Here is a 20,327-nt window from a genome sequence, read left to right as displayed (position 1 = left end):
CTATATGAATAAAAAAGATTATGTTGATGTAGAAGAAAAATTGCCAATAGGTAAGACAATTCCATTGTCACTTCAACATTTATTTGCAATGGTAGGTGCTACAATATTAGTACCACAACTTACAGGACTACCACCAGCTATGGCTTTGTTTTGCTCAGGTATAGGAACATTATTATATATATTTGCAACAAAAGGGAAAATACCATCTTTTATTGGTTCTTCTTTTGCATTTATAGGAGCTATCATTTTAGTAAAAGATAAATATTCAACATCAGTAATGCTATCTGGAGTGATTGCTGCAGGACTAGTATATATTATTGTAGCAGGAATTATAAAATTGGTAGGAGTTAAATGGATTGATAAAGCATTACCTCCAGTAGTTGTAGGGTCAGTAGTAGCCTTAATCGGGCTGTCATTGGCAGGCACAGCAGTAGAAATGGCTGGCTTTTCTTTAGCTTCGTCTGTAGAAAATAGACCTTTAGTTATTTTAGTAGCAATAGTTACATTGTCAATTGCTATAATAGGTACTACCTTTTTTAAAGGATTCCTTTCGGTAATACCAATACTTATTGCTATGATATCAGGATATGTTTTATCTTTTATAGTTGGAATAGTACCAGAAGAAGCAATACATGAAATAGTATCTGCGCCAATATTTCAAATTCCACAGTTTACTTTACCTAAGTTCAATAGAGATTCAATAAATGCAGTAGTTATAATGGCACCGATAGCATTTGTTACATTAGCAGAACACATAGGACACTTATATGTAGTCAATAGTGTTGTAGGAAGAGATTTTACAAAAGATCCAGGATTACATAGATCTATTTTAGGAGACGGACTAGCTACAACTTTTGCAGGATTAGTGGGAGGACCTCCTAATACAACTTATGGAGAAAATATAGGAGTTATGGCTATTTCTAAAGTTTATTCTGTATGGGTAATTGCTGGTGCAGCAATTCTTTCTATAATAATGTCCTTTATTGGACCTGTAGCGGCTCTTATAAAAAATATACCTAGTCCAGTTATTGGTGGCGTTGGGATTTTACTTTTTGGAATAATAGCATCATCTGGATTTAGAATATTTGTTGATGATAAAATAGATTTTTCAGATAAAAGAAATTTAATTATAGTGTCTGTAATAATGATATTAGGGGTAGGAAAGACTGTTTTAGAATTTAATATAGGAGCTATACCAGTAACAATAGATACTATAGCATTAGCTACTATAGTAGGAATTATGTTAAATTTAATTCTTCCAAAGAAAAAGAAAATAGATTTATAGTGCACTGAAAATTGTGCACTAAAAGAGGAGCTGTTGCATGAAGAGTGTGGCAGCTTTTTTCAGTAAGTTTGATAGAGTAAAAATCAGGGCACAAGTATGATGGCACAAGGCACAGGTATGGAGGAAATTCCTGCGGAATTTCTTAAATTATAAATGTTAAGTTGAATGTTATAAGTTAGACTATGTCTCTCTTTTAGATAACAGTTGATATAAAAGTCTTTACAGAAAGCTCATGAAAGTTACACTTCCATGAAGCTGTGGTTACAAATTACATTTTATATTAAACATGAAAATACTGTGTTGTCCGCAGGAGTTATAATATTTTCATCTTAAGGGTAAGAATAATCTTCTTATCTATTCACTAGCATTTCTAACCTGTGCAATGATAAAAGGAACTATCGCTCACGAAAATTTATTCGTTATTGCGATAGCCTACTTTTTAAGATTTATTAGATTTAATTTTAGATCTAAATAGTAACTTTCTAAGAGCAGCTCCGTTAAATGGAATTAATGGATAAAGATAAGATTCTCCAGTTAGAGTTTTTGTAGAAGCCATAATAATTATTGAGAAGATAATTCCTATAATAAAACCCCATATATTAAACAAACCAGTTAAAATTAATATTATAATTCTAAGAAATTTTATAGCATAGCTTAATTCTATGCTTGGTTGTGTAAAACTAGCTAAAGCGACTATAGCCATATATAAAATTGTTTCAGGTATAAGCCATCCTGTGTTTACTGTATACTCCCCTAAGAGCAATGCACCAATAACAGATAAGGACATTCCAAGGGAGCTAGGGGTGTTAAGAGAGGCGAGTTTTAAACCATCTATCCCTATCTCTAATAGTAAAAATTGAAATATCAGTGGAACGGTGTATGAAGTTGATGGTAGTAAAAATTTTAATGATGTTGGTATTAAATTTTGATAGTGAACTAGTAAAAGATAACATGGAGTAATAAAAATTTGAGCAATGAATATAAAATTTCGGATAATTCTCAAATAGTTTCCAGTTAAAATTGGGAAATAATAATCTTCAATATTTTCAAAAAAATCAAATATGCAAGTTGGAATTAACATTGCTGTAGGGTTATTATCCACTAATAATATAATTTTACCTTCTAGTATGTGTGCCGCTGTTACATCGGGTCTTTCTGTATATCTAACTTTAGGAAATGGGTTAAACCAATTATTGGAGTTTAGAGATTCTACTAAACTTTCATCGCCCATTGTTAAAGCATCTACCTCTAATGAACTTAATCGTTTTTTTAGGGTATCTAAAGCTTTCTTATTTACTAAATTCCCCATATATCCTATAGCTACATCTGTTTTTGATGATGAACCTATAGTTGTCATTTCAAAAGTTAAATTTGTATCTCTTATTCTACGACGTATAAGAGCTGTATTAAACACTATAGTTTCAACAAAACCATCTCTAGCTCCTCTAAGGACTTTTTCTTTATCTGGTTCTTCAGGACCACGAGCAGGATAAGTACGGATGTCTAATATAATTGCAGAATTGTAACCTTCTATAATCATGATAGTTTGACCAGATAGTAAACTATCAATTATTTTATCAAAATCTGTTTCTTCTGCAACTTCTATATTTGGAATAACTTTTTCTATGAAATCTTTAGATGTTTTTAAATTTTTGAAAATATCTTCTTTTAAGAAATATATAGATTTCATAAGTGATCTAAGAGCATCGTCCTTTGTTAATCCATCTAAAAATACTAAATATGCTTTTTTGTTATGAATAAGTATATTTCTTTCTAAGATATCAAAACTTTTTTCTAGGGGTAGCCTAGAACGAATTTCAGAGACATTTTTCTCGAATTCTGATGAAAATTTCATATATCGTCACCTCTTACTTTTGTATACTAGAAATAGTATCCACAAATAAAAAATAAATATACTGAAAATAGTATAGTGATTTGTTGTATCAAGAGATGAAAGTATGTATAATAACTCTAAATAGGAAATTTTAAGGTGGAGTGTGATTTTATTTTGAAGGAAATAAAAAATAAAGTGAAAGAGAGTATGATAGTAGGTACATATATTGTTCTATTGGCTTTCTTACTTATTAATTTAAAAGGGGTAACTATGATATTAGGTAATATTATGGTTATAATTAAACCTATCATAATAGCATTGGCTATGGCATTTGTATTAAACATATTGATGAGGATTTTTGAAAATAAAATATTTTTCTTTTTAGATAAACAAAAAAGTGAGTTTCTAAGAAAATTGAAAAGACCATTATCTATATTAGCTACTTTTTTATTTGTTATTGGAATGATGGTAGGAATAACTTTATTTGTAATTCCACAGTTTATTGAGAGTTTATCAACATTAATTGATGCAGTACCTGGATATTTAAATTCCTTTGAAGCAATGATTGATAAGCATTTTTCATCTATAGAGGTAATGAAAGCGATTCAAGATAGTGTTATTGATGCATGGAAGGAAGTCTTTCAAATAGCAGGGCAATTAATAGGAAAGTCTTTAACAGGAATATTAAGTGTTACAGTAAATATTACTAATATGATATTTAATTTTGTAGTTGCTCTTGTTTTGGCTATATATCTGCTTGCAAATAAGGAGAAATTAATATTACAAAGTAAGAAATTATTATATGCATTCTTAAAAAAAGATGTAGTTGATAAAATATTGGAAGTTGGTAGGCTTACAAATGTTACATTTTCTAGTTTCATAGGGGGTCAATGCACTGAAGCTATAATACTTGGTATATTGTGTTTTATAGGAATGAATATATTTAAAATGCCTTATGCATTACTGATAAGCGTACTTATATCAGTTACAAGCTTAATACCTGTTTTTGGAGCTTTTATAGGAACAATTCCTGCAGTATTTATAATTTTAATAATTAGTCCTATAAAAGCGATATGGTTTGTTATATTTATAATAGTTCTTCAACAATTAGAAGGCAATATTATTTATCCAAAAGTTGTTGGAAGTTCTGTTGGATTATCTGCTATATGGGTTATGGTAGCTATAACTGTAGGAGGAAGTGCTTTTGGATTAATAGGTATGCTTATAGGTGTTCCTACTGTAAGTGTAATATACCAATTAGTTAGAAATGCTACAAATAACAAATTGAATAAAAAAGGTATAAGAGTAAAGTGATTATTTTATATGAGGTGAAAATGTGAATAGGGTAATTCTTCATGTAGATATGGATGCCTTTTTTTCATCGGTAGAGGTGGCTGATAATCCTAGACTTAAAGGGAAACCAATAATTGTTGGAGGAAAGTCAGAAAGGGGTGTAGTTTCTACATGTTCTTATGAGGCGAGAAAATATGGGATAAGATCAGCTATGCCTATTTATAAAGCAAAAGTATTGTGTCCTAATGGTGTTTTTTTACCGGTGAGATATGGTAGATATGTAGAAGTATCGAATAAAGTATTTAAAATCTTATTTAGTATAACAGACCATGTAGAAAAAGTTAGTATAGATGAGGGATATTTAGATGTTACAGATATAGATGAAGATCCAAAGCTAATAGCATTAAAAATAAAAAGCAAAGTACTAATGACTTTAGGATTAACTATTTCTGTAGGGATTTCTTATAATAAGTTTTTAGCAAAGTTAGCTTCAGATTGGGAAAAGCCTAATGGTTTAAAGATAATAACAAAGGAAATGGTTCCGATGATATTATTTCCTTTGCCTATAGAAAGAGTGCATGGCCTTGGAAAACAATCTGTAAAAAAACTTAATAATATAGGGATTTTCACTATAGAAGATTTATATGGTTTACCTAAAAAATATTTTAGTGAGTATTTTGGTAAATTTGGAGTGGAAATCTATGATAGAATAAGGGGAATAGATAATAGAGAAGTTGTTACAGAGAGAGAAAGAAAATCTGTTGGAAGGGAAATAACATTAAAAGAAGATACTAAAGATATAAAAAAACTTAAAAGTTATCTAAAAGAATTTGCAAATTTTATATCTAAGTATTTAGAAAAAAATAATATATCGGGAAAAACTTTAACTGTAAAAATTAAAACAGCGTCTTTTGAAAATCATACTAAAAGTAAAACTTTTAATAAATATCTTTATCTAGAGAAGGATATTTATGAGGAGGGGTGTAAGATTTTGGATGAAGTTGTTATAGAAGAAGATATAAGGCTTATAGGACTTACAATTTCATCACTAGAAAGTAATAATCTTAAGCAATTGACATTTTACTGATAAAGAAAAGAGGAAGAGCACTAATGAAAAAAAGAACAAAGGAAACGATGATAATAGGAGGAGCTTTAATAGCATTATCTTTATTATTACATTATGGGCATTATCTTATTTTTCAGGACTTACATCATACATTAATATTTTTAGTTGCGGATTTAGCTTTTATACCTATGGAAGTATTTTTTACAACATTAGTTCTAGATAAATTTTTAGAAAAAAGACAAAATCAACATTTATTTGAAAAACTAAATATGATTATTGGAGTATTTTATACAGAAGTAGGTACAAGATTATTGTATAGATTTGCAGAATCAGATGATGATATAGAGGACTTAAAAGAAAATGCAGTAGTGAACCTTAATTGTAGTGAAACAACTTTTAAGCAGTTAGAAACAATTGTAGAAAATCATAATTATGTAGTAAATATGGATAAGGTGGATTTAAAGAGTTTAAGAGACCTTCTTGATTACGAAAAAGATTTACTTATAAATCTAATTACTAATCCTACGTTATTAGAACATGAAGAATTTACAGAAATGATGATGTCTATTATGCATCTAAGAGAAGAATTAGATAGTAGATGTAGTGAATCTATGGAAGAATATGAGATAATTCATATTTCATCAGATATTTCAAAAGCATATAAATATTTAGCTAAAGAATGGGTAAGATACATGAAATATCTTAAAAATAATTATCCTCAATTATTTTTAAAAGCTGTAATAAACAATCCTTTTGATAGGAGAGATAAAAGGGAGAAGGATTATTTATTGATAGATAAAAATAGAAAGTAGTTTTTGCATATTATTTATTAAGCTATAACAAAGGACTGTTACATAAAATTTTTTTATTATGTAACAGTCCTTTCTTTAAATTGGCTTAGGATCAATATAAATAGTTTTATTAGTTAAATAAATAACCATGCCAGCTTTAGCTCCATTAGGTTTTCTAACATTTTTTATTTCTGTATAATCTACTGGAACTTTAGTACCAGATCTACCTTTTGAATAATATGCAGCTAAGTTAGCAGCGTATTCAAGTGTTGTATTGGGAATATCACTGGAGGTTCTTTTTATTATTACATGAGAACCAGGAATATTTTTAGTATGTAGCCAAATATCATTTTTAGATGCAAATTTTGTTGTTAAATAATCATTTTGAATATTATTTTTACCAACATAAATATCTATTCCATCTGGAGAAGTAAATTTTAAAGGTTTTGTTGAAGTAGATTTATTTTTCTTTTTAGAAAATTTAATATATCCTTCAGCAATAAGTTCATTTTTTATATCATCTATTTCATTATAGTTATCAATTAAGTTTATATTTGTTAAAACAGATGTTAGATATTCCAATTCAACTTTATTATGTTCTAATTGAATATTAGCCATTTCTTCAGATTTTTTTAGTTTATTATATTTCTTATAGTATTTTTGAATATTATAAGATATGGATTTATTAGGATCCAGTGAGATTGTTATATAATCATTTGTATAATAATTGTATACATTAGCTTCTTTATCTCCATCTTTAATAGAATAAATGTTTGATGTTAATAATTCACCATAAAGTTTAAATATATCTTTATCCTTAGTTTCATCAAGAGTTTTAAGAAGTATTTTTTCTTTTTTTATACAACGTTCAATATTATTATTAATAAGCTTTTGAAGAGTTAAAGTTCTATTTTTTAATCTATCTGCTTTATCCTTCTCCTTATAATAATCTTCTAGAAGTAGAGATGGAGAAGGATAGTTTTTTATAGTTGAATTATCTAATGAAAGTGGCATTGAGGAAAAATTAAATGGAATGCCATTTTCAATATATATATTAAATTCTGGAGATACATTAAAGTATTTCTTTATACAAGAAAATAAATCGTCACCATCATATTTTAAATATATATCTTTAGATATATCCTTACCTATACCCATAAACACTTTAGATGCAAAGTTTGTGTTAAAGTCTGTATTTTTAGAAACAATTTCAAATTCTTCTTTTGTAAAGGTAAATGGATCTAATTTATTAGTTGATGGTGGTAGAACAAACTCTAGAGAAGGGAGAATAGTTCTAAACCTATTTATATCTTCTGTTATGTGTTTTATGGAATCCATTATAATATTATCTCTATCTCTAACTAATGTTATATTTGAGTGTCGTCCCATTATTTCGAAATATAAATTATATTTACTATCAAATCCTAGTTCATCTGTTGTTAGAAAAGAAATTTTTCCTATTCTATCAGTTCCTATTTGTTCAATATCTATTATTTTAGAGTTATTTAAGTATTTTCTAAGAACCATATTAAACAACGGAGGTGTTAAAGGATTTTCTTTAATCTCATTTGTAATATGTATTTTAGGATAAGATGAGGAAGATGAAATTAGAAGCTTTACCTTCCCATGATTTTTAGTTTTTATAGTGAAAATTATTTCGTCTTTTTCAGGTTGATTTATTTTATTAATTCGACCATCGATAATTGTATTTTTAAGTTCATTTATAACATAATGGAGGTATAAACCGTCAAATGCCATGATATCATCTCCTTATTATCTTTGGTTATTAGTATAACATTGATAAAAATTAAAATAAAGTACTATTGATAATTCAAAAAAGTCATTGTACTATATAGTATGTAGAGTAGAAGGAGAATGGAAAAATGAGGCTAAAGTATTATAGGAAGGTAATGGCTTTAACACTTATTTTATTATTGATGTTACAAGGATGTACTTCAAAGAATACTAAAAAAAATGATGGTAAATATTTAAAACTTGAAAAGAATATTATCGTCGGTTTTGATAGAAAGGGAGTAAAATACTATAATTTTGATGATTTAAATGAGGTGTTATATACAGAAGAAAATGCTATAGATGTGTTATATAATAATGAACCATTAGTAGTAGTAAATATAAAGCAAGAAGAAAGTGGTAATAATTACATTGATATATATACAAAGGATAATATAATAACACTGAAGGACTTTAAGAATTATTCAAATATAAAGTTAAGTGATAATGGAAGATATTTAGGATATTATGGTTATAATGATGAAGAAGTTATAGATGGTCTAAAAATATTTGATATAGAGACTAGAGAAGAAAAAGAAATTCCAAGTGAATATATTATTTCAGGTGACAATTATTCAATTACAAATAATAAGGTATATTTTTATGGTGTACATAACCAAGGAAATAAAGCCGGATTGTATCAATATGATATTGAAAAAGATCAAGTTAAAGAAAGAGATATTAATGTAGATGGTATAGTTGTTTACTATAAAGTTATTGGAGATTCAGAGATTATATTAACTTTTGATGGCATGGATTATAAGTTAGATATATATAAGGATAACAAAAGAGTGATATCTAGAAATGATTTTACTAAAATAGAAGATTTTTTATATATAAATAATAAATATTATATAGTTGGGGTAGCACAAGACGATACGACTAGAATATATGAAATTATATCATCGGATGAAAAAAGAACAATGACCTTTGAGTTTCCGAAGAATATATATGCAAGTAGAGGAATTGCTTATGATGATGATAATATATATTTTATAGGTGGAGATAATAGTTTTGATGATAATAAATTATATAAGTTGAATATTGAATCTAGAGAGGTAACTATATATAATGCTTACTCTGATGAAGTAAAGGTAAAATAAAAAAGTAAGAATGTAAAAACATAAACATTCTTACTTTTTTTTGTTTATGTGAATTAATAATGAAAATATGGTAAATAATTTAAGTGGGGTGAAAATATGAAAGAATTAGAAGTATATATAGAAGATGAAAATATAACAGATTTACATATAGAACAAAAAAAGGATAAGGGGATTTTACGAATTAGGGCTAATGGAGAACTTGAAGAAATGAAAGAGTTTTCAAAAGAAGAGGTGCTAAGTCTTGTTGCAAAAATTAAAGTAAGAAGCAAATTGGAGTTAGATAAAAAAAGAATCTGTCAAGATGGAAGTTTTAATGTTACGTTAAAAGATAAAGAATATAGCATTAGAGTTTCATCCTTGCCAACAATATTTGGAGAAAAAATTAATCTTAGAGTGCTAAGAAATAAAACAGCATATTCTCTAGAATCATTAAAATTTATACCTAAGGATACTTTAGATTTATTGTTATGTGCTAATAGTGGGCTTTTTTTAATTGGTGGACCAACAGGAAGTGGAAAAACAACTACTTTGTGCAACATAATAAATTCTATAGATACTGTGGGAAAAAATATTATAACTATTGAAGACCCAGTAGAGTATATAATACCTAATGCAAATCAAGTGGAAGTTAATGAAAAAGCTAATTTCAATTTTTCAAACATACTAAGATCTGTTTTAAGACAAGATCCAGATATTATTGTTATAGGTGAACTTAGAGATGAAGAGACAGCTAGATTAGCTCTTAGAGCAGCTCTTACAGGGCATTTAGTTATATCAACTATACATTGTAATGATAGTTATGGAGCTATTAATAGACTTTTAGATATGGGGATTGATAAGACACTTATAAAAGATACTCTTATAGCAGTAATATATCAAAGACTTCTGAAGAAAAAGTGTAACTGTGAAAATAAGTCTAAATGTTTGATATGTGGAGGAAAAGGATACAAAGGTAAAGTTGTTGCTGGAGAATATATAGTAAACGATAGATATGATATTGAAAATGATTTATCTAAAGATTATTTATGTAAAAATAAAATACCGTTAAGAAAATATTGTAAGGGATTGTGGGAGAAAAAGATTATACCTAAGGAGGAATATTTATCTTTATTAATTTAAAAAAAATAAAACGAAAAGAAATAAGCAATTTGTTTTATCAGTTAAGTATTTTATCTAAGGCAGGAATATCTATAGTTACTTCATTAGATATTATAAGCAAACAATGTAAAAATAAGAAATTCAAATACATTTTAAATAAAATAAATGAAGAAATATTGAAAGGAAATAGCATATATAAGGCTTTTTCAAATAGAAAGGTTTTTGATACATATGTAATACAATCAATAAAAGTAGGAGAAGAAAGTGGTAGTATAGATAAGATTTTCAATAATATTTATGAAAATTTGGAGTCTAAAATTAAGACAAGAAAAAATATATTACAAGCTATAACATATCCAATTGTGATTCTTAGTATATGTTATATTTTGTTTAATATAATCTTTATAATAATCGTGCCATCATTGTCTTCTACCATTACCGTTGATAAAAGTAAAATATCTAGCTTGGTAAAGTTTTCCATGCACTTTAAAGAAAATTATATATTAATAAATTTTATGGTGTTTTTAACTGGAGGCTTATTAGCCAAAATATATAAAAAAATAAGTGCTAAAAATGATAAATTGAGAATTAAGATACCTATATTTGGAGAACTAATATTATCAAATTTAAGAATAGGGATATATGAATCATTATTTTTATTGATAAATAATGGGGTACCTATTACTACGGCTATAGAAAATATTGTAGATGATTGTAAAAGCAATTTTATAAGAGATATTTTAAATAATATATTGATAGATATAAAAAATGGAAATGATTTAGCTACTGCCTTAAATAAAAAGTATATTTTTGATGATATATCTATGGTTCTAATATCAACTGGCATAGAAAGCGGATATTTACCTGAGACTATAGAGAAAGTTTCAGAAATGGAAAAAGAAAATTTTAATATGAAATTAGATAAAGTAGTAAAAAAAATAGGGCCTATTATGCTTGTGATAATGGGAGCCATTGTATTATCTATAGTTGTATCTATTATGGAGACTATGTTTTCTTATATGGAGGGAATTATGTGAAGAAAGGATTTACGTTAATAGAAGTTTTAGTAACTTTATCTATATTAGTTATATTAATGTCTATAGTAGTACCTAATTATAGTGAATTAAGAAAAAACATAGATAAGAATAAGTATATTTTAAATTCTGTACTGGTATATGATTATGTTAAAGCTCATAATGAAAAGAATACTTTTACTAAGTTAAGTGATTTAAAAGTAGCAATTGAAAGTAATATATCTGTTACCGATGTAGAACTTACAATTGGAGGAAAAGGTATTGAAACTGTGAAATACAAAGATAAAGGTAATGAATTAAAATTAGTATTAGATGATAAGAAGTTTACTTATAAATTATATTTAGAAGGGAAAGTAATTTACAGTGGAGATTAAAAAAGGATTTACATTAATTGAAACAATAATAGCAGTGGCTGTTATCGTAACATTATTGCTTCCTATAGGGTCGATAATAAAAGTTTATAAGCATCGATCTATAATATACAAAGGAGAAACAATAAAAAATGAAATTGGGGATTTCATTTTTAGAGGAAAAGAAATATCTAAAAGAAGAGAGAGAGAAGGAACAATAATTATTCAAACTAGTAATAACAAATTGATTTTAGTAATAGATGGAGAAGTAATAGATCAATATAATCTTAAAGAAGAATTTGAGTTTATAGAAAATTCAACAATGAAAAAACAAGAGATTATTTTAGGAAGTAAGGGAAATATAAAGTCTTCGATAAAAGTTAGATTTAAAGATAAGTATGATAACAAATATGATGTTTCTATTAGAGTAGGAGTGAGCAATATATTTTATGAATAGGAAAAAAGGTTTTATTGTGATAGATATGTTACTATCTATAGCACTCTTTTTATATTTGTCTATAGTGGTGATAAAGGTTATTGATAAAAATACGAAGGTTGGAATCGATAATAGTAGAATTAAAAATAATATGAGAATATTGAATGTCATTAGAGAGAAGGTATTAGTAGATAGTGAAAAAGACTATCATATAATGATTCCAGAAGAGAATTTGACAATTAATAGACTTACAAGTAATAAAGTTATTGATTTAAGTGGCAAAAAAGGTGACAAATATGTAGAGGTATATAAATATAGTGGTGGTATGGATATTACCTTATATGAGAGAGTGGAAGATGGGTATGAAGTATATAAAGTTAAGAACTAAATATAATGGCTCAATACTTATTAACTTATTAATTCTACTTATGATTAATGTAATAATTATGACATTCCTTTTAAGATATATGTATAGTGTAAAAAATCATTATATCAGTAATATTGATGAAAATAGAAAGTATATAGATATAAGTTGTACTATGGATCAAATAGTTTACATGTTAGATAATGAAATATCACAGTTTGAAGTTAAAGAAGAATCTATAAGTTATTTATATAATGGAAAACGATATATGATAAGTAAATATGGTGGAGTTTTAAAATATATAGTAATTGATTCTGAGGCTACTAATGTAGTTATAAGTAATTCTATAGATAAGTGTAGATTCACATATGAACCTTCTGAGGAGTTATTATATATATATTTAAAATCAAATAGTGGGGAGGAAAACTTTCGTTGTATAAAGATAAAAAAAGAGGTTTTATTATGATATGGATAGTTATTATTATGAGTGTAATGATTATGTTAGAATTTATGATAGCTAATATACTCATAAAGGAAAGAAGAACTATTATTTATACAGAAAAAAATATAGAGTATCAGTACATTAAAGATTAGTGTATTTAATTTGCAAATAATCATAAGTTTTGATAAAATATCATTGTTGTTTGCGTATGTATACTATAATTTAAGAATAAATATTAAAAATATAGTATTAGATTAACTAAATAGGTTATAATAATAATGAAAATCATTTTGGAGGGATATTAATGATATCAGCAGGAGATTTAAGAAAAGGTACTACGTTTGAGCAAGATGGACAAGTGTATACAGTTATAGACTTTTTACATGTTAAGCCAGGAAAAGGAGCTGCATTCGTTAGAACTAAGCTTAGAAATGTTATAAATGGTGGTGTTACAGAAACTACTTTTAACCCAACAGCTAAATTCCAAGAAGCAGTAATTGAAAGAAAAGAAATGCAATATCTTTATTCAGATGGAGAATTATACTACTTCATGGATGGAGAAACATATGAACAAATACCATTAAACTATGATCAAGTTGAAAACGCTATTAAGTTCTTAAAAGAAAATATGTTTGCTATAATTAAGTTCTATAAAGGTGAAGCTTTCTCAGTTGAAGCACCGAACTTTGTTGAATTACAAGTTGTAAGTACTGAGCCGGGTGTAAAAGGAAATACAACAACTAATGTAAATAAACCAGCAACATTAGAAACAGGTGCTGAAATTGGAGTTCCATTATTCGTAAATGAAGGTGACATGATAAGAGTTGACACAAGAACTGGAGAATATATGGAAAGAGTTTAATTTTCCTTAAGAGAGGAAGAGTATATGAATATTAACGAGAAAATATCTACTCTTGAAAATATTGAAAATAAATCTTGTGAAGTGAAATTATTTATAGACATTATAAAAGATTTGCAAGATGAAATAGAAAATCTTAGCAACGAAAATCATTTGTTAAGAGAGTATATTGATACTATAGAAGAGGATTTAAGAGAAGTAGAATCAGTGCTTTCTGTAGAAGATGATGAATTAGAAATTGATAATTTTGATGAAGAAGAATTTATTCAAGTTAGTTGCGATAGTTGCAAGGAATCTCTATATATAGATAAGGAAATTTATGAAAGTGAAGAAAATTTTGATTGTCCTAATTGTGGAAATTTAATTACTTTTATAAAGAGCTAATATTAAAGAAATCACTATCTCTAAAAAGAAAGATAGTGATTTCTTTATTTTATTATGTGTTAGAGATCAATAAATTAATTTAGATAGAAGGAATTTTACATAAAAATTGAAATATTAAGAAAATTAAAGATATTCAGAGTAATTGGAAAATATCAAATACTAATTTCTTCCAGTTAGACTTTTATACCCTTAAGTGCTATACTAATTATAAAATTATAGTGCTATAATACAAATATGGTCGCAAGAAGGAAGGTGACTACAATAAAATTTACAAGTAGACAAGAAGAGATTATGAGATTGGTGAAAGAGTTTCAACCGATAACTAGTGAAAAAATAGCCAAGAAATTAAATCTTACCAGAGCAGCATTAAGAGCAGATCTTTCTATACTTACAATGAGTGGTATGCTAGATGCTAAGCCAAAGGTAGGATATGTTTTTTCTAATAGAGAAAATAAGATTTCAATTGGAGAAAATACTCTTACCACAAAGGTAAAAGATATAATGTCTAAGGCTGTAGTAGTAGGAGAAAATACTATGGTATATGATGCAGTATTAGAATTATTTCTTAATGATAGCGGAACTTTATTTATTGAGAATGATGGATTTTTGGTTGGTGCAGCATCAAGAAAAGACTTCCTAAAAACAGCTATAGGAAGTAGTGATATGCATAAGGTACCAGTAGGGATTATCATGACAAGAATGCCTAATATAGTTTTTGTTGAAGAAGATGATACGGTTATTTCAGCGGCTAAGAAAATTATAGATCACGAGGTTGATTGTCTTCCTGTCGTAAGAAAGGAAATTAAAGATATAAAGGAAAGCTATAAAGTAGTAGGAAAGGTTTCTAAAACTAATATAACTAAGTTATTTGTTGAAGCGGCATCTAAATAATAATGATACTATCGGGTAAAACCCGTTAGATATAGATTAATATGACAAAGGGGATGTTGTTATATGGATAATAATAAGTATGTGTACCTTTTTAAAGAAGGAAATGCTTCAATGAGAAACCTTTTAGGAGGAAAAGGTGCTAACTTAGCAGAAATGACAAATTTGGGAATTCCGGTGCCTCAAGGATTTACAGTTACTACAGAGGCATGTACAAAGTTTTATGATGATGGTAAATTGATATCAGAGTCTGTTAAAAATGAGATGAAGGAAGCTATAAAAAACTTAGAGGTAATAACAGGTAAAACATTTGGGTCAACAGAAAATCCTTTATTACTCTCAGTAAGAAGTGGTGCTAGAGTATCTATGCCAGGAATGATGGATACTATTTTAAATTTAGGACTTAATGATGATGCTACTATAGGGCTTTCAAAGTTAACAGGTAATGAAAGATTTGCTTATGATTCATACAGAAGATTTATTCAAATGTTTTCTGACGTTGCTATGGGGATAGAAAAAAGATATTTTGAAAACGTATTAGACGATGTTAAAGCTGAAAAAGGAGTAAAGTTTGATACAGAACTTACTGCTGATGACTTAAAGGAAGTTGTAATTAGATATAAAGATATCTATAAGAGAGAGATGGGAGAAGATTTCCCAAATAATCCATTTGATCAATTGATAGCAGCAGTAGAAGCAGTATTTAGGTCATGGGAAAATCCAAGAGCTATAGTATATAGAAGACTTAATGATATTCCATCTGACTGGGGAACTGCTGTAAATGTTCAATCTATGGTTTTTGGTAATATGGGAGGAAATTCAGGAACAGGGGTAGCCTTTACTAGAGATCCGGCTACAGGAAACAACAAAATATATGGTGAGTACTTAATTAATGCTCAAGGGGAAGATGTTGTTGCAGGAATAAGAACACCCCAACCTATATCTAAACTCGAAGAGGATCTTCCAGAATGCTATAAAGAGTTTATGGATATAGCACATAGATTAGAAAATCATTATAGAGACATGCAAGATATGGAGTTCACTATAGAACAAGGTAAATTATATTTCCTACAAACTAGAAATGGAAAAAGAACAGCACAAGCAGCTTTAAAGATTGCTGTAGATTTAGTAGAAGAAGGTTTACTAAGTAAAGAAGAAGCAATATTGAAGGTTGAACCAAAACAATTAGATTCATTACTTCACCCAACTTTTGATATAGATGAATTAAAGAAGAGTACAGTTATTGCAAAGGGGCTTCCTGCATCACCAGGAGCAGGTTGCGGAAAAGTTTATTTTACTGCAGAAGATGCCAAATTTGCAGCAGATAGAGGAGAAAAGGTAGTTCTTGTACGTTTAGAAACATCACCAGAAGATATTGAAGGAATGGTTGTTTCAGAAGGTATCCTTACAGTAAGGGGAGGAATGACATCTCATGCTGCAGTTGTTGCAAGAGGAATGGGAACTTGTTGTGTGGCAGGTTGTGGAGAACTTGAGGTAAATGAAGAAGAAAAATATTTTAAAGCTGGAGATAGTATATATAGAGAAGGGGATTATATTTCAATAGATGGTTCCACAGGAAATGTATATGGAAAGGCTATAAAAACAACTACACCGGAAATAACAGGATATTTTGGAACTTTTATGGAGTGGGCTGATTCAATAAGAAAACTTAATGTTAGAACTAATGCTGATACACCTAGAGATGCTAAACAAGCAGTGAAATTTGGAGCAGAAGGAATTGGATTATGTAGAACAGAGCATATGTTCTTCCATGAAGAAAGAATAGCTGCAGTTAGAGAAATGATTGTGGCGAAGACAGAGGATCAAAGAAGAAAAGCATTAGATAAGATTTTGCCAATGCAAAAAGAAGATTTTATAGGAATTTATGAAGCGATGGAAGGAAAAGCTGTTACAATAAGATTTTTAGATCCACCATTACATGAATTTTTACCAAGTGCAGATGAAGATATTGAAGCTTTAGCAAAAGAGATGAATATAGATTTATATGAATTAAAAAATACAATAGCTTCACTTCATGAATTTAATCCTATGATGGGACATAGAGGATGTAGATTAAGTGTTTCTTATCCAGAAATAGCAGAGATGCAAACTACTGCTGTTATAGAAGCTGCATTAGATGTAAAGAAGAGATTAGGATATGACATTGTACCAGAGATAATGATACCATTAGTAGGAGAAGTAAAAGAATTAAAATATGTAAAAAATATTGTAGTATCTGTTGCTGATGAACTTATTAAAAATAGTGGAATAGATATGAAATATAAAGTAGGTACAATGATAGAGATACCAAGAGCAGCTTTAACAGCTGATGAAATAGCTAAGGAAGCTGAGTTCTTCTCATTTGGAACTAATGACTTAACACAAATGACTTTTGGGTTCTCTAGAGATGATGCTGCTAAATTCTTAAATGATTATTATGAGAAAAAGGTTTATGAATTTGATCCATTTTCAAAACTTGACCAAAATGGTGTAGGAAAATTAGTGAAGATGGCAGCAGATGCCGGAAAATCTACAAGAAAAGATATTAAGCTTGGAATTTGTGGAGAGCATGGTGGAGATCCATCATCAGTAGAGTTCTGTCATGCTGTTGGATTAAATTATGTATCTTGTTCACCATATAGAGTTCCAGTAGCTAGACTTGCAGCGGCACAAGCACAAATTAAAAATCCTAGATAATTAAAAAATAGTTTATAAAAGAGTCTAAAGTACAATAAATTAATATTATGCTTTAGGCTCCTTTTTTATAGGTAAGAGTAAATAGTGAAGAAATAAGAGAAAAGGTTGTCTCTTAGACAAGCCGAGAAAATTTTATTTAAGAAATTTAGTTATACTTTAATATTGGTACCAGTACAAACTAGCCATAATATCAAGAAAACTGTTATTTTCTTACCATATATTTTGAATTTTACTATTATTGCTTAATTTCTTTATGCATTTCAAATCTGTTCTTTCTTTCGTTTTTAAAGCGATTATAAATATAAAATTTATATGAAAATATAAAATTCATGTGATTTTCGCTTTGATTATTATATTTATTTAACAGAGTATTATAATCTTCATAAGATAGCTCTGATGTATTATAAAAATCTCTACATAGTCTCCAATGCTTTTGTGGAAAGCTTAGATATGAAAAAAGATAAATATGTTCATTAAAATTTAAAGGAGATATTTTCTCATATATATTTAATAGATATGAGAAAAGAAAGAAGTTCCATTTTGTATTTTCTCTTCTTAAAAAACGCCTAAAAAAATAGCAAAGGTCTGTAATTCTATAATCAATTCTACATTTATCAAAATCAATTACCCAAGGATTCATATTGTTATCAATGATTATGTTTTTATTGACGTAATCTTTATGACATAAAGTTTTAGGAAGAAAATTAGTATCAATTAATTGAGAATATATGACACTTATATAGCCTGTATTGAGAATATAATCTTTATAATCTATAATCTTTTTTGAAAAAATATCATCTTTATTACTACAGATATCAATATACTTTTTTAAGTCAGAAAAATGCTTAGCGTATGAAAAAGAGCTGTTATCAAATCCTGTTAATAATTTAGAACCTTCTATAGGAGAAAAGTTTTTGCCAGATATATGCATATTAGCTAGATTCTCTAGAGAAATTTCTAAATGATTTAAAATATCATAATTGCATTTTACACCATTAATCCATGGAGTTAATATAAAAAGCATATTATTATACTTAAAATATCGTCCACCACTAGTAGTAGTAAGAAGAGTAGGACAAGATATATTATGAAGATTTAACCATATTATTGATGAGTAAATAAATAATAGTGTTTCTTCATCATAATAGACTTTCTTTAGACAATATGATTGGGAATCAGTATTTATTTTATACACCATTCTATCTTTTGCAGTAGCTTTAGCTTTGACAAGTTCAATAGAATTTGCTCTAATATTATATTCTTTCAAAACTAAATCAAAAATTAAATTATTACTCAAAGTTAAGTTAGACATATAAAAATCTCCTTAATCATTATAGTATAAGAGTATTAAAGAAATAATATATTTATGCATGAAGTATATTAATAAATGAAGGGAAAATTAAAAATATTATAATATAAAAAGAGGAAATGAGAATTTTATAAAGAAGTATTATTAATCAGGAGGATTTATATGAATATAAGAGAAACTATAGAAAATAGAGAAGAAGTTACATTAAATAAGCATGCTGTATTATCTAAGAATACTCGTGGAAGAAGTGTTGCTGAAAAAGAAGAAGATATTCGTACTTGTTTTATGAGAGATAGAGATAGAATAGTTCATACGAAATCTTTTAGAAGATTAAAACATAAAACACAAGTATTTATAAGGACATCAGGAGATCATTATAGGACACGGTTAACACATACATTAGAGGTAGCTCAAATTGCAAGAACTATTGCTAAGGGTATAGGACTTAATGATGATTTAGTTGATGCTATAGCGTTAGGGCATGATATAGGCCATGTGGCTTTTGCACATAATGGAGAAGAAGTCTTAAATGAACTTATGCCTAATGGATTTAAACATAATATAAATTCTATACGAGTGTTGACACGTCTTGAAAAAAATGGAGCAGGGTTAAATCTTACAGAAGAAGTATTGGATGGAATACTACATCACTCTGGATTTGATAAAAATGGTAAAGAAGCTTTTACATTAGAAGGTCAAGTAGTAAAATATGCAGATAAAATAGCTTATGTAAATCATGATATTGATGATTCAATAAGAGCAGGTTTAATCGTTGAAGAAGATCTTCCAAGTGAATACATAAATATTCTAGGACATACTAATTCTGATAGAATAAATAGATTAGTTCATGATATTATATATAATACTATAAATAATTTAGAAAGTGAAAATATAAAAGTTAATTTAAGTGAAGAGGTTGGTTATGCATTAACTGGATTAAGAAGTTTTATGTTTAAGGAAGTATATAAAGGAAATATACTTAGAAATGAGAGAGAAAAAGCCAAGTTTGTATTTGAACAAGTATTTATGTATTATGTTAAAAATCAAGATAAGCTTCCTAAGTTTTATAGAGATATTGCGGAAGAGGAAGGAATTTACCAAGGTGTGTGTGATTACATAGGCGGCATGAGTGATGATTATTGTATTCATTTGTTCAATGAATTGTATGTTCCTAAGTTTGTAATATATTAAGAATAGGTAAGCTACAAGTATGTAATAATATAATAAAAGAATAACATAATTAATATATTTAAATTAAAAATAAAAAGAGGAAATATAATTTCAGTGTCGAATATTAATTTAA

At 27.7% G+C, this 20,327-nt stretch carries 20 protein-coding genes; 17 read left to right on the top strand and 3 right to left on the bottom strand.

The features are described 5' to 3' along the window. Positions 1–4: 4 nt before the first annotated feature. Positions 5–1,285 carry a uracil permease gene (uraA, locus tag CM240_RS07855; RefSeq protein ID WP_044038078.1) on the top strand — a complete coding sequence of 427 codons (1,281 nt, stop codon included), beginning with the start codon at positions 5–7 and terminating at the stop codon, positions 1,283–1,285. Between the two features lie 439 nt (positions 1,286–1,724). On the opposite strand, the gene CM240_RS07850 is transcribed toward uraA, so the two are convergent. Further along, positions 1,725–3,140 (bottom strand): spore germination protein, encoded by a 1,416-nt coding sequence (locus tag CM240_RS07850; RefSeq protein ID WP_044038076.1) that lies wholly within the window; start codon positions 3,138–3,140, stop codon positions 1,725–1,727. A gap of 153 nt (positions 3,141–3,293) precedes the next feature. Here CM240_RS07850 and CM240_RS07845 point away from each other — a divergent pair, with 153 nt between their 5' ends. From CM240_RS07845 to CM240_RS07835, 3 genes are read left to right on the top strand one after another with little or no spacing between them, the layout of a single operon-like run. Further along, positions 3,294–4,433 carry an AI-2E family transporter gene (locus CM240_RS07845; RefSeq protein ID WP_242838471.1) on the top strand — a complete coding sequence of 380 codons (1,140 nt, stop codon included), beginning with the start codon at positions 3,294–3,296 and terminating at the stop codon, positions 4,431–4,433. A gap of 22 nt (positions 4,434–4,455) precedes the next feature. Then, on the top strand, positions 4,456–5,499 hold the full coding sequence (locus CM240_RS07840) for a DNA polymerase IV (protein ID WP_044038074.1): 1,044 nt from the start codon (positions 4,456–4,458) through the stop codon (positions 5,497–5,499). 23 nt (positions 5,500–5,522) lie between these two features. Next, positions 5,523–6,290, top strand: coding sequence for a hypothetical protein (locus CM240_RS07835; protein ID WP_044038072.1), 768 nt, complete (start codon positions 5,523–5,525; stop codon positions 6,288–6,290). 75 nt (positions 6,291–6,365) lie between these two features. On the opposite strand, the gene CM240_RS07830 is transcribed toward CM240_RS07835, so the two are convergent. Then, entirely contained in the window at positions 6,366–8,027 is a 1,662-nt protein-coding gene (locus CM240_RS07830; RefSeq protein WP_044038070.1) for an Rqc2 family fibronectin-binding protein, read from the bottom strand. Positions 8,028–8,152: 125 nt separating this feature from the next. On the opposite strand from CM240_RS07830, the gene CM240_RS07825 reads away from it, so the two are divergent. From CM240_RS07825 to ppdK, 12 genes are all read left to right on the top strand, one after another. Continuing rightward, positions 8,153–9,163, top strand: a complete 1,011-nt coding sequence (locus CM240_RS07825) for a hypothetical protein (protein WP_044038068.1) — start codon at positions 8,153–8,155, stop codon at positions 9,161–9,163. A gap of 96 nt (positions 9,164–9,259) precedes the next feature. Further along, complete coding sequence (locus CM240_RS07820) at positions 9,260–10,282, top strand: GspE/PulE family protein (RefSeq protein ID WP_051483755.1); 1,023 nt, start codon at positions 9,260–9,262, stop codon at positions 10,280–10,282. Positions 10,283–10,311: 29 nt separating this feature from the next. Continuing rightward, positions 10,312–11,298 (top strand): type II secretion system F family protein, encoded by a 987-nt coding sequence (locus tag CM240_RS07815; RefSeq protein WP_044038066.1) that lies wholly within the window; start codon positions 10,312–10,314, stop codon positions 11,296–11,298. Next, entirely contained in the window at positions 11,295–11,669 is a 375-nt protein-coding gene (locus CM240_RS07810) for a type II secretion system protein (protein ID WP_044038064.1), read from the top strand. The genes CM240_RS07815 and CM240_RS07810 overlap by 4 nt, the downstream gene beginning before the upstream one ends. Next, positions 11,659–12,102 carry a type II secretion system protein gene (locus tag CM240_RS07805; RefSeq protein ID WP_044038062.1) on the top strand — a complete coding sequence of 148 codons (444 nt, stop codon included), beginning with the start codon at positions 11,659–11,661 and terminating at the stop codon, positions 12,100–12,102. Before CM240_RS07810 ends, CM240_RS07805 begins: the two co-directional genes overlap by 11 nt. Continuing rightward, positions 12,095–12,469: a hypothetical protein gene (locus CM240_RS07800; RefSeq protein WP_044038060.1), complete on the top strand. Its 375-nt coding sequence runs from the start codon at positions 12,095–12,097 to the stop codon at positions 12,467–12,469. The genes CM240_RS07805 and CM240_RS07800 overlap by 8 nt, the downstream gene beginning before the upstream one ends. Further along, positions 12,444–12,911: a hypothetical protein gene (locus CM240_RS07795; protein ID WP_044038049.1), complete on the top strand. Its 468-nt coding sequence runs from the start codon at positions 12,444–12,446 to the stop codon at positions 12,909–12,911. Before CM240_RS07800 ends, CM240_RS07795 begins: the two co-directional genes overlap by 26 nt. Continuing rightward, the gene (locus tag CM240_RS18145) at positions 12,908–13,039 is read left to right on the top strand and encodes a hypothetical protein (protein WP_278246564.1); all 132 of its coding nucleotides are present in this window, start codon (positions 12,908–12,910) and stop codon (positions 13,037–13,039) included. Before CM240_RS07795 ends, CM240_RS18145 begins: the two co-directional genes overlap by 4 nt. Positions 13,040–13,191: 152 nt before the next feature. After that, complete coding sequence (gene efp / locus CM240_RS07790) at positions 13,192–13,749, top strand: elongation factor P (protein WP_044038046.1); 558 nt, start codon at positions 13,192–13,194, stop codon at positions 13,747–13,749. A gap of 24 nt (positions 13,750–13,773) precedes the next feature. Further along, positions 13,774–14,130: a hypothetical protein gene (locus CM240_RS07785; protein ID WP_044038044.1), complete on the top strand. Its 357-nt coding sequence runs from the start codon at positions 13,774–13,776 to the stop codon at positions 14,128–14,130. Positions 14,131–14,382: 252 nt separating this feature from the next. Then, the gene (gene ccpN, locus CM240_RS07780) at positions 14,383–15,021 is read left to right on the top strand and encodes a transcriptional regulator CcpN (RefSeq protein ID WP_156930568.1); all 639 of its coding nucleotides are present in this window, start codon (positions 14,383–14,385) and stop codon (positions 15,019–15,021) included. 63 nt (positions 15,022–15,084) lie between these two features. Further along, positions 15,085–17,715, top strand: a complete 2,631-nt coding sequence (gene ppdK, locus CM240_RS07775) for a pyruvate, phosphate dikinase (RefSeq protein WP_044038040.1) — start codon at positions 15,085–15,087, stop codon at positions 17,713–17,715. A gap of 235 nt (positions 17,716–17,950) precedes the next feature. Here the strand turns inward: ppdK and CM240_RS07770 are convergent, their stop codons facing one another. After that, positions 17,951–19,027, bottom strand: coding sequence for a CotS family spore coat protein (locus CM240_RS07770; RefSeq protein ID WP_051483754.1), 1,077 nt, complete (start codon positions 19,025–19,027; stop codon positions 17,951–17,953). Positions 19,028–19,186: 159 nt separating this feature from the next. On the opposite strand from CM240_RS07770, the gene CM240_RS07765 reads away from it, so the two are divergent. Continuing rightward, entirely contained in the window at positions 19,187–20,215 is a 1,029-nt protein-coding gene (locus CM240_RS07765) for a deoxyguanosinetriphosphate triphosphohydrolase (protein WP_044038038.1), read from the top strand. Positions 20,216–20,327: the final 112 nt, after the last annotated feature.

The sequence above is a fragment of the Clostridium bornimense genome, assembly GCF_000577895.1.
In the GTDB taxonomy this organism is placed as follows: domain Bacteria; phylum Bacillota; class Clostridia; order Clostridiales; family Clostridiaceae; genus Clostridium_AN; species Clostridium_AN bornimense.
This window is presented reverse-complemented; position numbering and strand designations above follow the sequence as displayed.

What these genes read in the sequence shown, in the direction of transcription:
- CM240_RS18145 (WP_278246564.1), top strand. Translation starts at nt 12,908, where the DNA reads ATGATATGGATAGTTATTATTATGAGTGTAATGATTATGTTAGAATTT.
- uraA (WP_044038078.1), top strand. Translation starts at nt 5, where the DNA reads ATGAATAAAAAAGATTATGTTGATGTAGAAGAAAAATTGCCAATAGGT.
- ppdK (WP_044038040.1), top strand. Translation starts at nt 15,085, where the DNA reads ATGGATAATAATAAGTATGTGTACCTTTTTAAAGAAGGAAATGCTTCA.
- CM240_RS07770 (WP_051483754.1), bottom strand. Translation starts at nt 19,027, where the DNA reads ATGTCTAACTTAACTTTGAGTAATAATTTAATTTTTGATTTAGTTTTG.
- CM240_RS07820 (WP_051483755.1), top strand. Translation starts at nt 9,260, where the DNA reads ATGAAAGAATTAGAAGTATATATAGAAGATGAAAATATAACAGATTTA.
- CM240_RS07765 (WP_044038038.1), top strand. Translation starts at nt 19,187, where the DNA reads ATGAATATAAGAGAAACTATAGAAAATAGAGAAGAAGTTACATTAAAT.
- CM240_RS07830 (WP_044038070.1), bottom strand. Translation starts at nt 8,027, where the DNA reads ATGGCATTTGACGGTTTATACCTCCATTATGTTATAAATGAACTTAAA.
- CM240_RS07835 (WP_044038072.1), top strand. Translation starts at nt 5,523, where the DNA reads ATGAAAAAAAGAACAAAGGAAACGATGATAATAGGAGGAGCTTTAATA.
- CM240_RS07795 (WP_044038049.1), top strand. Translation starts at nt 12,444, where the DNA reads ATGAAGTATATAAAGTTAAGAACTAAATATAATGGCTCAATACTTATT.
- CM240_RS07850 (WP_044038076.1), bottom strand. Translation starts at nt 3,140, where the DNA reads ATGAAATTTTCATCAGAATTCGAGAAAAATGTCTCTGAAATTCGTTCT.
- efp (WP_044038046.1), top strand. Translation starts at nt 13,192, where the DNA reads ATGATATCAGCAGGAGATTTAAGAAAAGGTACTACGTTTGAGCAAGAT.
- CM240_RS07785 (WP_044038044.1), top strand. Translation starts at nt 13,774, where the DNA reads ATGAATATTAACGAGAAAATATCTACTCTTGAAAATATTGAAAATAAA.
- CM240_RS07800 (WP_044038060.1), top strand. Translation starts at nt 12,095, where the DNA reads ATGAATAGGAAAAAAGGTTTTATTGTGATAGATATGTTACTATCTATA.
- CM240_RS07825 (WP_044038068.1), top strand. Translation starts at nt 8,153, where the DNA reads ATGAGGCTAAAGTATTATAGGAAGGTAATGGCTTTAACACTTATTTTA.